Below are 18038 nucleotides of genomic sequence, written 5' to 3'. Positions count from 1 at the left end.
ACTGGCAGCCCGCTGCCACGCTGGCAGCGAATGCCCGCAGTGTCAACGGCGAGCTGGCATGGCTGAACGAGCACCAGCACCTGAACCTGAACCTGCTGGCGGCGCGCTTGCCGCACCGGGCCGAGGACATCGGCCAGCTGATGCACGTGATGTTCACCATGCATAACTTCCGCGGCGCCGACGCCGCCAGCGGCCAAGGTGCGCAGGATCGCTGCACGCTGCTGCCGGTTGCCGAGGAAGTCGAGAAGTTCGGCCTGTCCGTCACGGCCACCGAACTGGCCGACCGCATCGCGCTGCACGTCAGCTACGCGGCCGACCTGTACCGCCCCGAATACGTGGCCGCGCTGTGCGCCAGCTACCTGGACCTGCTGGCCACCATCGACCACGCGCGCTGGACGCAGCCGGTCGGTACCCTCGGCACCGCGCCCGCGCCGGCGCACGAGCCGATCCAGCCAGTCGCGATGTCGCTTGCCGCCGCCTTCGAGGCGCAAGCCGCCGGCACGCCCGACGCGGCCGCCATCGCCAGCGCCGCCGGCGTGCTGAGCTACCGCGCGTTGAACGAGCGCGCCAACCGGCTGGCCGGCTTCCTCAAGGAAGAACACGGCGTCGGCCAGGAATCGCCCGTGGCCGTCTGGTTCGACGGCACCGCCGACGCCATCGTCGCCATGCTGGCCACGATCAAGGCCGGCGGCTGCTACGTGCCGCTGAGCGTCAGCTTCCCGGCCGAGAAGATCGACTACATCCTCGGGCACACCCGGCCCAAGGTCGTGCTCAGCCACGGCAAGCTGGGACAACGCGCGGGCGACGTGCCCACGCTGCTGCTGGACGACACCGCGACCGAGGCAGCGGTTGCCGCCTACCCTGCCGCCAACCTCGCGCTGGGCCTGGCGCCCTCGCACCTGGCGTACGTGATGTACACCTCCGGCACCACCAGCAATCCGAAAGGCGTGATGGTGGAACATGGCGGCATCGTCTCGCTGGTGCGGGACGCGGGCTACATCGACATCGCGCCAAGCGACGTGGTGCTGCAACTGGCCGACCTGGGCTTCGACGCGGCCACGTTCGAGATCTGGGGCGCGCTGCTGAACGGCGCGCGCCTCGTCATCCCGGGCGACAAACTGGCCCTGCTGTCCGACATCGGCGCCTTCAAGGCCGAGCTGCAACGCCAGGGCGTCTCCGTGCTGTGGCTGACCAAGACGCTGTTCGACCAGCTGTACGGTGCCGACGAAACGGTGTTCGCCGGCCTGCGCTGCCTGCTGGTGGGCGGCGAGGCGCTGAACAAGACGCTGATGGAAAAGCTGGCCACGTCACCCCACAAGCCGGCGCACCTGATCAATGGCTACGGCCCGACCGAGAACACCACGTTCAGCTGCACCCTGGCGATCGAGCGCGCCAGCCTGGCGCTGGCCGACACGGTCCTGATCGGCAAGCCGCTGCGCAACCGCAGCGCCTTCGTGCTCGATGGCGCTGGCCGCCCCTGCCGCGACTTCGCCATCGGCGAACTGCACGTGGGCGGCAATGGCGTGGCTCGCAGCTACCTGCACAACCCGGAGCTGAGCCGGACGCAATTCATCGCCAACCCGTTCCGCACGGAGGCCGAACGGGCCGCCGGCGTGCACGCCACGCTGTACCGCACTGGCGACATGGTACGCCGCCTGCCGTCGGGCGAACTGGAATACCTGGGCCGGCGCGACCAGCAGGTCAAGCTGCGCGGCTACCGCGTCGAGCTGGCCGAGATCGAGGAAGCGCTGCTGCGCTGTGCCGGCGTGCTGCAGGCGGCAGCCGTCATCCGCAAGATCGGCGGCGCCGACCACCTGCTGGCCTACTACGCCGGCAGCGCGGACGAAGCGGCACTGAAGGCGCAACTGGCGCGTGCGCTGCCGGCCTACATGGTGCCGTCGCGCTGCATCGCCCTGGATGCGCTGCCGCTGACGCAGAACGGGAAACTGGACCAGGCCCGCCTGGCCGTGCCATCGCTGGTGGCGGCTCGGGAGTATGTGGCACCGCGCAGCGAGCAGGAACGCGCCATCTGCGCCATCCTGGCCGGCCTGCTGGGCGTGGCGGACGACCAGGTCGGCTGCCGCGACGACTTCTTCGCACTGGGCGGCAACAGCATGCTGGCCATCGGCCTGGCCAGCAAGATCAACCAGGCGCTGAAGGCCTCCGTGACGGCGCGCACGGTGTACGAGCACAAGACGGTAGAACAGCTGGCGGCGGCGATCGCGGCCAGCCAGCAGGGCTTCGCCTACGAGGCATTCCTGATCGATCCGGCCGCCGGGGAGGCCGACCGGTTCGCCCCGTTCCCGCTGACGAACGTGCAGCAGGCCTACCAGCTGGGCCGTTCCAGCTCGTTCGGCCTCGGCAACGTGGCCACGCACATCTACCAGGAGCACGCGTTTACGTCGCTGGACGTGGGCCGCCTGGAAAGCAGCCTGAATGCCCTGATCGCGCGTCATCCGGCGCTGCGCACCGTGTTCGGCGAATCGACCCAGCGCATCCTGGAGCAGACGCCCCGCTACCGCATCGCCGTGCACGACTTCCTGGCCGAGGGCAGCCTGGAAGCGTATCGCGAGGCGCTGTCGCACAAGGTGTACGACCTGTCGGTCTTCCCGCTGTTCGACGTGGCGGTGAGCAGCACCCGCGCCGGCATCGTGCTGCACCTGAGCTTTGACGCGCTGCTGATGGACGCGCACAGCTTCCGCATCTTCTTCGACGAGTGGACGCTGCTGTACAACGAAGCGCAGGCCGCGCTGCCGCGCCTGGAGCTGAGCTACCGCGACTACGTGTGCCGCTACGACGCCGTGCGCACGGGCCCGCAGTTCGCCACCGCCCGCGCGTACTGGGAAAACAAGCTGGACGACTACAATTTCGACCTGCGCCTGCCGACCGTGGCCAACGCGCAACAGATCGCCACGCCCACCTTCAGCCGCGTCACCCGCACCATCGCACCGGCTGTCTGGCAAAAGCTGCAGGATGCGGCGCGCGACGCGGGCATCAGCCCGACCGTCGTGCTGCTGGCCCTGTACGGCGAAGTCGTGTGCTTCTGGTCCGGCCAGGACAACGTCTGCATCAACCTGACCCTGTTCAACCGCCTGCCGCTGCATCCCCAGGTGAACGACATCGTGGGCGACTTCACGGTGCTCGAACTGTTCAACTATGTGCGGGCGCGCGACACGGCCATCGCCCCCCTGCTGCGCGCCGCCAACCAGGCACTGTGGGACGACATCGACCACAACCTGTTCGACGGCATCGACTTCCAGCGCCTGGCGCGCAGCCGCAAGGCGATTCCGGCCGACCAGGCACTGGCGCCCGTCGTGTTCACGAGCCTGATCGGCAATACCAGCAAGTACCAGAAATCGGGCGTGTTCATCGATGCGTCGTATGGCGGCGAGTCGTATTCGATCACGCAAACATCGCAGGTCTGGCTGGACAACAAGGCCTACGAAAACCGCGACGGCCTGGTCGTCGAATGGGACTACGTGGAACAGCTGTTCGACGCCACGCTGGTGGCGGACATGCACGCGGCCTACTGCCGGCTGATCGAAACGCTGGCCGACCGCGACTGGCAAGCCGCACTGCCGCGCCTTGCGCCAACGGGCGCCGACCTGCAACTGGTCGCCCGCGCCAACGCAGCCTTGCAGCAGACCAGCGAAGGCACGCTGTTCGGCCGCTGCGAACGCAGCGACGCCGTCGCCGTCATCGACAGCCAGGGCGAGTACACCTACGCCCAGCTGCTGGACGACAGCGCAAGGCTGGCCCGCCACCTCGTCGGCGGCGCCGGCGCGCTGGTCGGCGTGCTGTGCGAAAAAGGCTACGGCCAGGTCGTCGCCACGATGGCGATCATGCAGGCCGGTCAAGCCTACCTGCCGCTGCACGTGGAATGGCCGGCCGGGCGCATCGACACCATCCTGCGCCAGGGCGAAGTCACCACCCTGCTGGTTTCGGCCAAGCAGGCCAACTGCGCCGAGATCCGGGCCACCCTGGCGGACGGGTACCGCCTGCTCGTCATCGAAGACCTGCTGGCGCAAGCGGAGGCCCCGGTAGTCACGCTGCCCGAGGTGGCTGCAGACGACCTGGCGTACGTCATCTTCACGTCCGGCTCCACCGGCGTGCCGAAAGGCGTCAGCATCAGCCATCGCGGGGCATTGAACACCATCGATGCCGTCAACCGCCGCTTCCATGTGGGACCGCAGGATCGCGTACTGGCCCTGTCGGAGCTGAGCTTCGACCTGTCCGTGTACGACCTCTTCGGCCTGCTGGCAGCCGGTGGCGCCATCGTCTTCCCCGAGCAGGACAAGACCAAACAGCCGGAGCACTGGCTGGAGCTGATGCAAGCGCATGGCGTGACGATCTGGAACACGGTACCGCAACTGGCCGAACTGATGGCCGAGCAGGAGGTGTCGCTGCCGGCGCTGCGCGTGGCGATGGTCAGCGGCGACTGGGTCCCGACCGGCCTGGCCGCGCGCCTGAAAGCCTGCGCGCCGGACGTGCGCGTGATGAGCCTGGGCGGCGCCACCGAAGGCAGCATCTGGTCGATCTGGCACGAGATCGAGACGCCGGTCCCGCACAACTGGACCAGCATTCCGTATGGCGTGGCCATGCCGAACCAGAAGATGTACGTCATGAACGACGGCGCGCACTGCCCCGTCGGCGTGATCGGCGAAATCCATATCGGCGGTGCCGGCGTCGCGTTGAACTACTGGGGCGACGCGACCAAGACGGCCGCCAGCTTCTTCCAGCACCCGACGCTTGGCCGGCTGTACCGCACGGGCGACCTGGGGCGCTGGCACCGCGACGGCTATATCGAATTCGCGGGCCGCAAGGATACGCAGCTGAAGCTGCGCGGCTACCGTGTCGAGCTGGGCGAGATCGAGCATGCCATGGCGGCGCTGGCCGATGTCAAGCAGGCAGTCGTGCTGGCCAAGGACGATCCCGCCCTGGGCACCAAGTACCTGGTGGCCTACTACGTGGCCGCCGAGGCGCAGGACCATGAGGCGATGCAGGCGGCCCTGCGCCAGCGCCTGCCGGAATACATGATCCCGGCCGTGTTCATGCACCTGGAAGCGCTGCCGCTGACCGCCAACGGCAAGGTCGACAGCGCGCGCCTGCCTGCCGTGGAGGCGGCCAGCCAGCAGCACTGTGTGGCGCCGCGCAGCGAGCTGGAACGCACCGTCTGCACCTTGTGGGCCGCCGCGCTGGGCCTGCAACCGGAGCAGGTCGGCATCCGCAACGAATTCTTCCACCTGGGCGGCGACAGCATCATCAGCATCCAGCTGAGCAGCAAGCTGCGCCAGCAACTGGGCGTGGCCGTCACGATCCAGGACATCTTCACCTGCAAGACCGTCGAGGGCTTGTGCCGACACCTGCAACGCCAGGCCGGCGCGCCCGAACGTGCGATCCTGTCGGAGCAGGGTGAACTGACCGGCGCGTTCCCCCTGCTGCCGATCCAGTCGTGGTTCTTCGAGAACGATTTCCCCGTCGCGCACCACTGGAACCAGTCGTTCCTGGTACGCGTACCGGCACTGGACCTGGACCGCCTGCGCGCCGCGCTGGCGCAGCTCGTCGCCCAACACGACGCGCTGCGGCTGCGCTTCCACGACGGCATGCAACACTATGCGCCCGCAGAGGCAATTGCGTTGCGGACGCTGGACGTCAGCGCCGTCAGCGAGACGGTGCTGCAAGATACCCTGACGGCCTGGCAGTCCGGCTTCGACCTGGCTGCGGGGCCGCTGTGCAGCGTGGGCTACCTGCACGGCTATGCCGATGGCAGCGCGCGCGTGTTCTTCGCGCTGCACCACCTGGTGGTGGACACGATCAGCTGGAATGTGCTGGCGGAAGACCTGCAGGCCGCCTACGAAGGCCGCGCGCTGCCGGCCAAGATGACCAGCTATCGCCAGTGGGTGGCAAGCGTGGCGCATTTCGCCCAGGAGCGCGATTCCCAACGCGACTTCTGGACCACGCTGCTGGCCGACGCCGATCGCACCGCGCTGGCCTCCTTGCGTGACGAGGACCAGCGTTCTGTCGTGCGCGTGGAACTCGACCGCGCGGCAACGCAATCCCTGTTGGGCGGCAACCGTGCCTACCATACGCAGGTCAACGACCTGCTGCTGGCGGCGCTGGCCTCCGCGCTGACGACGCTGACGGGCCAGCCCACGCACCACGTGCTGCTGGAAGGCCATGGCCGCGAGGAGGCTGGCGGCGATACCGACATCTCCCGCACCGTGGGCTGGTTCGCCACCTTGTATCCGGTGCGCCTGGCCAGTGCCGCGACGGTCGGAGAGATCATCGTCGGCGTCAAGGAACACCTGCGCGCCATTCCCGACAAGGGCCTGGCGTTCGGTGCCCTGCTGGGCTACCGCCGCGGCGACATGCCGGCCATCCGCTTCAACTACCTGGGCCAACTGGGCGAAGCGGCCGCGCCGCGCGACTGGCAGGTCCAGGCGGAGGCGGCCGGCCACATGTCGCACGCGGCCAACGTGCTGGCCAACCTGCTGGACGTGGGCGGCGCCGTGATCGGCGGCTGCCTGCGCTTCGACGTGGCCGGCACGCTCCGCGCCGATGCCCTGCAACGCTTTGCCGACGCCTTCGGCGCCGCGCTGGAAACGGTCGCCGACCACTGCGCCGGCAAGCACGATGCGCAGTACACGGCCAGCGACTTCCGCGCCGTCTCCAGCGAAGCCGACCTGCGCAATATGCCGCTGCTGCCCAGTGCCGGACCGCAGGACGACTGGTTCGACATGACGGAAATCCAGAAGGTGTACCTGCTGGGCCGCCTGGCCAACTACGAGATTGGCAACGTCTCGAACCACGTCTACCATGAGTATTATTACGAGGAGCTGGACGTGGCGCGCCTGGAAGCGGTGCTGAACGCGGCGATCCGCACCTACCCCGTGCTGCGCACCGTGTTCTCGTACGACCTGCTGAAGCAGCGCTTCCTGCCGCTGGACGGGACGCCGCACTACCGTATCGCCTGCCACGAGCACCCGGACCGCGACATCAACGCGGCCGACGTGGCCGTCGTGCGCGACCGGCTGTCGCACAAGGTCTACGATGCGGAACGCTTCGCGCTGTTCACCTACGAGGTCTCGCGCTTCCGCAATGGCGCCGTGCTGCACATCAGCACCGACCTGATCCTGCTGGACGCGCACAGCCGCCAGGCGCTGTTCGAAGTCATCGACCGGGCCTACCGCGATGCCGGCTACGTGCTGCAGGCGCCATCCATCACGTTCCACGACTACCAGAAGTACTACCAGCTGCTGCGCCAGTCGGCCTGGTACGAAGCCGACAAGGCCTACTGGCTGGACAAGATCGAGCGGATGCCGCTGCGCCCCGAACTGCCGTTCCTGGTCTCGCCGGAGTCGGTGGAGTATCCGAAATTCACCGAGCACACGCTGTACGTGGAAGCGGACGCGTGGGACCGCTTCAAGGAGCAGGCACGCCGGCATGACGTGTCGTATTCGTCCGTGCTGCTGGGGCTTTACGGCGCCGTGCTGTCGTACTTCTCGGGCCACCGCGAGTTCCTGATCACGATGACCTTGTTCAACCGCTACGCGATCCACGAGGAAGTGGACGCGCTGTGGGGCGACTTCACGTCCACCAACCTGTTCCACTTCAAGGGCGCCGGCCGCCGGCTGCTCGACACCCTGCGCACCACCCACGCGGACATGTGGGCCGATATCGGCCACGCGCTGTTCACGGGCATGGACGTACAGCGCGAGCTGTCGCGCCGCCGCAAGCTCAATGCCAGCAAGGCCGTGTCGCCGATCGTCTTCACGGGCCTGGTGGGCAGCCTGTTCGACGAACTGGAAAGCAACCGCTACCTGGACGACACGGAAGATGTCGAACAACGCTTCTGGAGCGGCCAGACATCGCAGGCATGGGTCGACCTGCAGGCGATCGAGGTGAACGGCCGCTTCATGAGCAAGTGGCTGTACGTCGACCAGCTGTTCAGCAACGAGTACGTGGGCGAGATGAACAAGCTGTATTGCGCCCTGATCGCGCACCTGGCCGACGCCGACTGGGCCGCGGAAGTCGACCTGTTCCAGCTGCCGCCGCAGGACGAGGCACTGGTGGCGCGCGCCAACGCAGCCGTGCAGCAAACCAGCGAAGGCACGCTGTTCGGCCGCCGCCAGCGCAGCGACGCCATCGCCGTCATCGACAGCCAGGGCGAGTACACCTACGCCCAGCTGCTGGACGACAGCGCAAGGCTGGCCCGCCACCTCGTCGGCGGTGCCGGCGCGCTGGTCGGCGTGCTGTGCGAAAAAGGCTATGGCCAGGTCGTCGCCACGATGGCCGTCATGCAGGCCGGTCAAGCCTACCTGCCGCTGCACGTGGAATGGCCGGCCGGCCGCATCGACACCATCCTGCGCCAGGGCGAAGTCGCTACCCTGCTGGTTTCGGCCAAACAGGCCGCGTGCGCCGAGATCCGGGCCACCCTGGCGGACGCGTACCGCCTGCTCGTCATCGAAGACCTGCTGGCGCAAGCCGAAGCTCCGGCGGTGGCGCTGCCCGACGTAGCGGCGGACGACCTGGCATACGTCATCTTCACGTCCGGCTCCACCGGCGTGCCGAAAGGCGTCAGCATCAGCCATCGCGGGGCATTGAACACCATCGACGCCGTCAACCGCCGCTTCCATGTGGGACCGCAGGATCGCGTACTGGCCCTGTCGGAGCTGAGCTTCGACCTGTCCGTGTACGACCTCTTCGGCCTGCTGGCCGCCGGCGGCGCCATTGTCTTCCCCGACCAGGACAAGACCAAACAGCCGGAACACTGGCTGGACCTGATGCAAACGCATGGCGTAACGATCTGGAACACGGTGCCGCAACTGGCCGAACTGATGGCCGAGCAAGGAGCGTCGTTGCCGGCACTGCGCGTCGCGATGGTCAGCGGCGACTGGGTCCCGACCGGCCTGGCCGCGCGCTTGAAAGCCTGCGCACCAGGCGTGCGCGTGATGAGCCTGGGCGGCGCCACCGAAGGCAGCATCTGGTCGATCTGGCATGAGATCGAGACACCGGTCCCGCACAACTGGACCAGCATTCCGTATGGCGTGGCCATGCCGAACCAGAAGATGTACGTCATAAACGACGGCGAGCATTGCCCTGTCGGCGTCATCGGCGAAATCCATATCGGCGGTGCCGGCGTCGCGTTGAACTACTGGGGCGACGCGGCCAAGACGGCCGCCAGCTTTTTCCAGCACCCGACGCTTGGCCGGCTGTACCGCACGGGCGACCTGGGGCGCTGGCACCGCGACGGCTACATCGAGTTCGCCGGCCGCAAGGATACGCAACTGAAGCTGCGCGGCTACCGCGTCGAGCTGGGCGAGATCGAGCATGCCATGGCGGCGCTGGCTGATGTCAAGCAGGCCGTCGTGGTGGCCAAGGACGATCCGAGCCTGGGCACGAAATACCTGGCGGCTTACTACGTGTCAGCCGCGGCACAGGACCACGAGGTAATGAAGTCAGCCCTGCGCCAGTGCCTGCCGGATTACATGATCCCGGCCGTGTTCATGCAGCTGGAGGCGCTGCCGCTGACGGCCAACGGCAAGGTCGACAACGCGCGCCTGCCGGCACCGGACGTCCGCACGGAACACAGCTACGTTGCGCCGCGCAGCGAGCAGGAACAGGCGATGTGCGTCCTGTGGGCGAACGCGCTGGGCCTGACGCCGGAACAAGTCGGCATCCGCGACGAGTTCTTCCAGCTGGGCGGCGACAGCATCATCAGCATCCAGCTGAGCAGCAAACTGCGCCAGCAACTGGGCGTGGCCGTCACGATCCAGGACATCTTCACGTACAAAACCGTCGAGGGCCTGTGCCAGTACCTGCAGCGCCAGGCCGATGCACCGGCTCGCACCGTCCAGTCGGAACAGGGCCAGCTCGAAGGCGGCTTTGCGCTGCTGCCGATCCAGTCCTGGTTCTTCCAGAGCGATTTCGCGGCCGCGCGGCACTGGAACCAGGCCTTCCTGATCCGCACGCCGGCGCTGGACGAAGCGCGCCTGCGCGGCGCGCTGCAGACTGTCGTGGCACAGCATGATGCGTTGCGCCTGCGCTTCCACGACGGCCTGCAGCATTACACCGCGCCTGCCGCGGTGGCCCTGCGCACCCTCGACGTCAGCGCCATCGACGCGGCCGAGCTGCAGGACACGCTGACGGCCTGGCAGGCCGGCTTCGACCTGGTCGCCGGCCCCGTGCACGCATTTGGCTACCTGCACGGCTATGCCGACGGCAGCGCGCGCGTCTTCATGGCGCTGCACCACCTGGTCGTGGACACCGTCAGCTGGCGCGTGCTGGCCGACGACCTGCACGCCGCGTACGAGGGCGAGGCCCTGCCCGCCAAGCTGACCAGCTATCGCCAATGGGTGCAGGCGGTGGAACGCTATGAGGTGACCCAGCGCGCGGAACTGCGCTACTGGATGCAGGAACTCGACAGCGCCGAGCCGCTGCCGCTGGCCGTCGTTCCCGGTCCCGTCAGCGACCACGAGGTGACGCTGGATCGCGCCCTGACCGCCAGCCTGCTGCAGCACTGCAATGGCGCCTACCACACGCAGATCAACGACCTGCTGCTGACGGCGTTCGCCCACGCGCTGCAGGCCGTCAGCGGCCGCGCCACCCACCACATCCTGCTGGAGGGCCACGGCCGCGAGGATATCGACAGCACGCTCGACGTGTCGCGCACCGTGGGCTGGTTCACCACGCTGTTCCCGGTGGCGCTGACCGCCCGCGACGACCTGGGCGCCAGCATCAAGGCCAACAAGGAATACCTGCGGGCGGTGCCGAACAAGGGCATCGGCTTTGGTGCGCTGATGGGCTACGCGCAGCCGAAGCTGCCGGCGATCGCCTTCAACTACCTGGGCCGCATGGATGGCGGCCAGGCCGGCACCTGGGACATCTGCGCCGAGCCGGCCGGCGTGGCGATCGCCCCGGAAAACGCGTTCAGCAACGACATCGGCGTCGTCGCCATGGTGCAGGGCGAGCAACTGCGCTGCCAGTTGTACACCCGCTTCGGCGCCGCCGTCACGCGGCAACTGGCGGAGGCCTTCGAGGCGCAGCTGGCGGCCATTGTCCAGCACTGCGCCGGCGTGCGCGGCGTCGAGTACACGGCCAGCGATTTTGCCGCCGTGGCCAGCGAAAACGACCTGGCCCAGCTGCCGCTGCTGCGGGGCGAGGACGCCGACGGCTGGTTCGACATGACGGCCGTCCAGCGCGCCTACCTGGTGGGCCGCCTGGGCAACTACGAGATCGGCAATATCTCGAACCACATCTACAACGAGTACTGCTACCGCCGGCTCGACGTGGCGGCGCTGCAGCGCGTGCTGGACACGCTGATCGCCCACCACGACGTGCTGCGCACCGTGTACTCGTTCGAGCGGCTGCAGCAGCGCTGCCTGCCGCTGGCGCAGACCGCGCCCTTCAAGGTCCGTGTCCACGAATGCCACGGCCAGGGCCGCAGCGAAGCGGCGCTGGACGCCGTGCGGGCACGCCTGTCGCACAAGGTCTATGACGCCACGACCTTCCCGTTGTTCACCTTCGAGGTCAGCCGCTTCGACGACTGCGACGTGCTGCACATCAGTATCGACCTGATCCTGCTGGACGCGCAGAGCCGCCAGGCGCTGTTTACCGAAATGGACCGGCTGTACCGCGATCCTTCCGCGCAGGTCGCGCTGCCGGCCATCGGCTTCAAGGACTACCAGGACTACATCGGGCACCTGAAGCATTCGCGCTGGTACGAGGCCGACCGCCAGTACTGGCTGGACAAGCTGCCGGCCATGCCCCTGCGGCCGGAGCTGCCGTTCCTGGTGGCGCCGGAGTCGATCGTCACGCCGCAGTTCAGCGACCACACGCTGTACGTCGAACACGCCACCTGGCTGCGCTTCAAGGAGCAGTCGCGCAAGTACGGCGTGTCGTATTCGTCGGTGCTGCTTGGCCTGTATGGCGCCGTGCTGGCGCACTTCTCCGGCTACCGCGAATTCCTGATCACGATGACGGTGTTCAACCGCTACGCCGTGCACGAGGACGTGAATCGGCTGTGGGGCGACTTCACCAGCACCAACCTGTTCCACTTCCAGGACTTCGGCAGCGACTTGCTGAAGACCTTGAAGCAGTCGCACGACACGATGTGGCAGGACATCGACCATGGCCTGTTCAACGGCATCGACGTGCAGCGCGAGCTGGCACGCCGTCACAAGCTGGACGGTAACAAGGCCGTGTCGCCGATCGTGTTTACCGGCATCGTCGGCAACCTGCTGGACCAGACGGAGAAATCGTACTGGCTGGACGACAGCGAGATCGTCGAGCAGCGCGACTGGAGCGCGCAAACTTCCCAGGCCTGGATTGACCTGCAGGCGATCGAGGTCAACGGCCAGTTCATGAGCAAGTGGCTGTACGTCGACCAGTTGTTCAGCAACGAGTACATGGGCGAGATGAACACCCTGTACTGCGCGCTGATCCGCCACCTGGCCGCAGCGGACTGGGAAACGCTCACCGACCTGTTCCGCCTCCCGGCCCAGGCCGAGGCGCTGATCGACAACGCCAACGCGGCCGTGCAGGAGACCAGCGAAGGCACGCTGTTCGACCGCTGCGAACGCAGCGACGCCGTCGCCGTCATCGACAGCCAGGGCGAGTACACCTACGCCCAGCTGCTGGACGACAGCGCAAGGCTGGCCCGCCACCTCGTCGGCGGTGCCGGCGCGCTGGTCGGCGTGCTGTGCGAAAAAGGCTACGGCCAGGTCGTCGCCACGATGGCCATCATGCAGGCCGGTAAAGCCTACCTGCCGCTGCACGTGGAATGGCCGGCCGGCCGCATCGACACCATCCTGCGCCAGGGCGAGGTCACGACCCTGCTGGTTTCGGCCAAACAGGCCGCGTGCGCCGGGATCCGGGCCACCCTGGCGGACGCGTACCGCCTGCTCGTCATCGAAGACCTGCTGGCGCAAGCCGAGGCGCCGGCAGTATCGCTGCCCGAGGTGGCAGCGGACGACCTGGCATACGTCATCTTCACGTCCGGCTCCACCGGCGTGCCGAAAGGCGTCAGCATCAGCCATCGCGGGGCATTGAACACCATCGACGCCGTCAACCGTCGCTTCCATGTGGGACCGCAGGATCGCGTACTGGCCCTGTCGGAGCTGAGCTTCGACCTGTCGGTGTACGACCTCTTCGGCCTGCTGGCCGCCGGCGGCGCCATCGTCTTCCCCGACCAGGACAAGACCAAACAGCCGGAGCACTGGCTGGAGCTGATGCAAGCGCATGGCGTGACGATCTGGAACACGGTCCCGCAACTGGCCGAACTGATGGCCGAGCAAGGCGAGTCGTTGCCGGCACTGCGCGTCGCCATGGTCAGCGGCGACTGGGTGCCGACCGGCCTGGCCGCGCGCCTGAAAGCCTGCGCGCCGGACGTGCGCGTGATGAGCCTGGGCGGCGCCACCGAAGGCAGCATCTGGTCGATCTGGCATGAGATCGAAACGCCGGTCCCGCACAACTGGACCAGCATTCCGTACGGCGTGGCCATGCCGAACCAGAAGATGTACGTGCTGAACGACGGCGCGCACTGCCCTGTCGGCGTGATCGGCGAGATCCATATCGGCGGCGCCGGCGTGGCGTTGAACTACTGGGGCGACGCGGCCAAGACGGCCGCCAGCTTCTTCCAGCACCCGACGCTTGGCCGGCTGTACCGCACGGGCGACCTGGGGCGCTGGCACCGCGACGGCTATATCGAATTCGCCGGCCGCAAGGACTCGCAACTGAAGCTGCGCGGCTACCGTGTCGAGCTGGGCGAGATCGAGCATGCGCTGGCAGCACTGCCGGGCGTGCGCCAGGCGATCGTGCAGGCGCGCGACGACCAGTCCACTGGCGTGAAATTCCTGGTGGCGTACTACGTCGCCGAGGAGGAGTTGGCCGAGGATGCCCTGAAGGCGGCGCTGCGCCGCAACCTGCCGGAGTACATGATCCCCACGTGCTTCCTGCACCTGCCAGCCATGCCCCTGACGGCCAACGGCAAGGTGGACGCCACGCGCCTGCCCGCCCCCGACCGCAGCCGCGAACCTGCGCGGCTGCAGCCGGCCAGTGCGCTGGAAGCGCAGTTGTGCGAGATCTGGAGCGAGGTGCTGGGCATCGACCGCGCACAGATCGGCATGGAGGACAACTTCTTCGACCTGGGCGGCAATTCGATCCTGATGATCCGCATGAAGTCGCGCATCGACAAGGTGCTGCAGCACGGCGACCTGCAACTGACCGACCTGTTCAAGTACACCAGCGTGGCACAACTGGCCGCGATCCTGGACGGCGACCGGCAAGCGACGCAAGCAGCGCCGGCACCGGCGGCGCGACAGCATACCGGCATCGAGACCGATATCGCCGTCGTCGCCGTCAACGGCAGCTTCCCCAAGGCGGCCGACGTGGCCGGGTTCTGGGACAATATCGTCAACGGCGCGGAATGCTTCGACACGCTGGACCTGGCCTCCTGCGAACTGCAGGGCGTGCCGGCCCGCTTCGTGCAGCATCCGGACTACGTGCCGACGGGCGGCAGCGTGGCCGACATCGACAAGTTCGACCCGGCGTTCTGGAACCTGTCCGTCAACGACGCGAAACTGATCGATCCGCAGATCCGCAAGTTCCTCGAGTGCGCCTGGCAGGCACTCGAGCTGGCGGGCCACATCCGCGACCGCCGCCAGCTGTCGATCGGCGTGTATGCCGGCATGAGCGAAAGCAAATACAGCGAAGCGCGCATCCACGGCAATCCGGAACTGGCCGATGGCCTGATGACGTTCGGCACGGCGCACCTGAACGAGAAGGACTACCTGGCCACGCGCATCAGCTACCTGCTCGGCCTCACCGGTCCGGCGCTGAACATCAACACGGCCTGCTCCACGTCGCTGGTGGCGATTGCCGAGGCGTGCAAGAACCTGTCGTTCGGCGAATGCGACGTGGCCCTGGCCGGCGGCGTCTCGCTGCCGATGCCGGACAACCATGGCTACCTCTACCAGCCGGGCGGCATCTTCGCACGGGACGGCCACTGCCGCACGTTCGACGACCAGGCCAGCGGCACGGTCGGCGGGGCCGGCGTCGGTGTCGTCGTGCTCAAGCGCCTGAGCGACGCGGTACGCGACGGTAACAACGTCATCGCCGTCGTCAAGGGCTATGCGGTCAACAACGACGGCGACCGCAAGGCCGGCTACATGGCACCCAGCATCGTCGGCCAGGCGCGCTGCATCGCCGATGCACAGCGCCGCGCCAACATCGATGCTGCCAGCATCGGCTATGTCGAGTGCCATGGCACCGGCACGGCCATCGGCGATCCGATCGAGATCGCGGCGCTGCACGACGCGTTCAGCGCCAACGCGGGTCCGGGCGGTTACGCGTGCAAGCTGGGCGCCGTCAAGGCCAATATCGGCCACGCGGCCAGCGCGGCCGGTGTCGCCGGCTTCATCAAGGTCTGTGCCATGCTGCAGCGGAAGCTGATCCCGGGCCAGATCAACTTCGCCGGCGCGAACGCGGCGATCAACCTGGAGCGCACTTCGTTCGCCATCCCCACGCAAACGACACACTGGGACGTGGCCGACGGCATGCCCCGCCGTGCCGGCGTCAGCTCGTTCGGCTTCGGTGGTACCAATGCCCACGTGATCGTCGAGGAATTCGTCGCGCCGGCAAGCCAGGACATGGGTGCCGACGGCTACGTGTCCGTTCCCGTGACGGGCAAGAGCGCCGCCGCCGTGCAGCGCTATTGCGACGCGCTGGCCACGCACGTGGAGCGCCACGCCGACCTGTCCGTGGCGGACGTCGCCTGGACGCTGCAGCACCGGCGCGAGCATTTCGGCTACCGCAAGGTGGTGGCGGCGCGCGACCGGGCCGGCCTGGTTGCCGCGTTGCGCGCCGCCACGCCGGTACTGCAGGCCGGCCGCGAGCAGCCGACGCTGGTGTTCATGTTCTCCGGCCAGGGCAGCCAGTACGCCAACATGGGGCGCACGCTGTACGACACGGAGCCTGTCTACCGCGACACCGTCGACACCTGCGCCCGCATCGTCTCCGCGGTCGCCAAGTGCGACTTCCTGGCGTTGCTGTTCCCGGCCACGCCGTCGGATGCATTGACCCAGACCCGCTGGAGCCAGCCGGCACTGTTCGTGACCGGCTACGCGCTGGCGCGGCTGCTGGCCTCGAAAGGGATCGAGCCGGCGCTGGCTATCGGTCACAGCATCGGCGAATACGTCGCCGCCACCTTGGCGGGCGTGTTCACGCTGGAGGACGCACTGTTCGTCGTCACCAAGCGGGGCGAATTCATGCAGCGGATGGCGGCGGGCAGCATGCTGTCCGTGCAGGCCGGCGCCGACGAACTGGCCGCCCTGCTGCCGGCGCAGTTGTCCGTCGCGCTGCACAACGGCCCACGCAACGTGGTCGTCGCCGGCCCGACAGAGGCGATCGAGGCGTTCGAGGGCACGCTGGCGCAGCGCGAAGTGCCGTGCGTGCGCCTGCACACGTCGCATGCCTTCCACAGCCCCATGATGGCCGACGCGGCGGCAAGGCTGGGCGAGCTGCTGCGCGGGATTCCCCTGCGCGCACCGCAGCGGCGCTTCATTTCCAATGTGACGGGCGCCCCCATCACGGATGCGGAAGCATGCTCGCCCGAGTACTGGGCGCGCCACCTGCTGCAGCCGGTCCGCTTCGGCGCCGGCATCGAGACCGTGCTGGCACTGGCGCCGAACCCGATCCTGCTGGAGCTGGGCCCGGGCCGCGTGCTGGGCACGCTGGCACGCCAGACGGCGCCCGGCGTAGCGTGCGTGGCCACGCTGCCGGCCGCGAAGGACGACGCGGACGATGCGCAGGCCTTCCACCAGGCCGTCGGCGCGCTGTGGAGCCTCGGCTACGGGATCGACACGGCACGCTGCTGGGAAACCAGCGGCCGGCAGGTCGTCCTGCCGCCCTACCAGTTCGATCGCACGGTGTGCTGGCTGCCGTTGCCAAGCCGGCAGCAGCAGGTGGATGTCGTCGCTGCCGTCGCTGCCCCGACGGCGCCTGCGGACCACGGTCCCGGCGCCACCGAGCGCCTGGTCGCGCAGGCGTTCCAGCGCGTGCTGGGCAACGACACGCTGGACGCGGCAACCAGCTTCTTCGAGGTGGGCGGCAACAGCCTGTCCGCGCTGCACCTGGCGGCCATGCTGAACAAGGTTTTCGACCTGTCGCTGTCGCTGGCGGTACTGCACCGGCACCCGTCCATCGCCGCGCTGGCGGCCTATATCGACGCCAACCGCGGCAGCTATCGGGCGCTGGTCGACCTGAACGGCGCGCGCGGCAAGGAGCGGCTGTTCATGTTCCACCCGGGGATCGGCGGCTGCGAGGTGTACACGGACCTGGCGCGCAGCCTGGCCGACGACTTCCATTGTCACGGCGTGGACGCGTACAACCTGCACCATGACGACAAGATCGCGGACCTGCGCGAACTGGCCGCGTACTACCTGGCGCGCATCGACGAGTTGTGCGCCCAGGCGCCCGACCGCGTCATCCGCCTGCTGGGCTGGTCGCTGGGCGGCACCATCGCGATGGAAGTGGCGGCCCAGCTGGAGGAGCGGGGCCACCGCAACATCCAGCTGTACCTGCTCGACACCGTGGTGGACGACGCCACGCTGGCGGCCATCAAGGGCGATCCCGGCTACGTGTCCGGGCTGGAGGAAGACTACCGCACCTTCCTGCAAAGCCAGGACTACCCGGCCGCGCACATCGAACGCAGCCTGCCCACTATCGGCCTGGCGGTGCGCTTCGAGGCCACGCCCCTGTCGCGCAAGCTGCGCCATGCCGACGTGCTGCTGCTGAAAGCGATGACGGTGGACGCGGAACTGGCCGACAGCCGGCTCAAACGCTTGTTCGAGCATGCGACCGCGCTGGCGGCCAGCAATGTGGACACGCTGCTGGCCACGCCGCAAACCCAGCTGCAGGTGGTCAACCTGGACGCCTGCCACCACAACGACATCCTCGACGACTACCGCGCGATCCACCAGTTGCTGTTGCAGAGCATCCGCACCGGCCGCGCCCACGCCGTCGACTACGCCATCAAATAA

Annotated in this window: 1 protein-coding gene (running past one end of the window); it reads left to right on the top strand. The window is 67.9% G+C overall.

Annotated features, from left to right (window positions below; genetic code table 11):
- Positions 1-18038, top strand: the 3' portion of a protein-coding gene (locus tag PX653_RS26540; protein ID WP_277415626.1) for a non-ribosomal peptide synthetase/type I polyketide synthase. It extends 1060 nt beyond the left edge of the window; only the last 18038 of its 19098 coding nucleotides appear in the window; its start codon lies off the left edge, out of view; it ends in the stop codon at positions 18036-18038.

The organism is Pseudoduganella chitinolytica (assembly GCF_029028125.1).
Lineage (GTDB): Bacteria > Pseudomonadota > Gammaproteobacteria > Burkholderiales > Burkholderiaceae_D > Rugamonas > Rugamonas chitinolytica.
The sequence above is the reverse complement of the archived record's forward strand: the minus strand, read 5'-3'. Positions and strand labels throughout refer to the sequence as shown.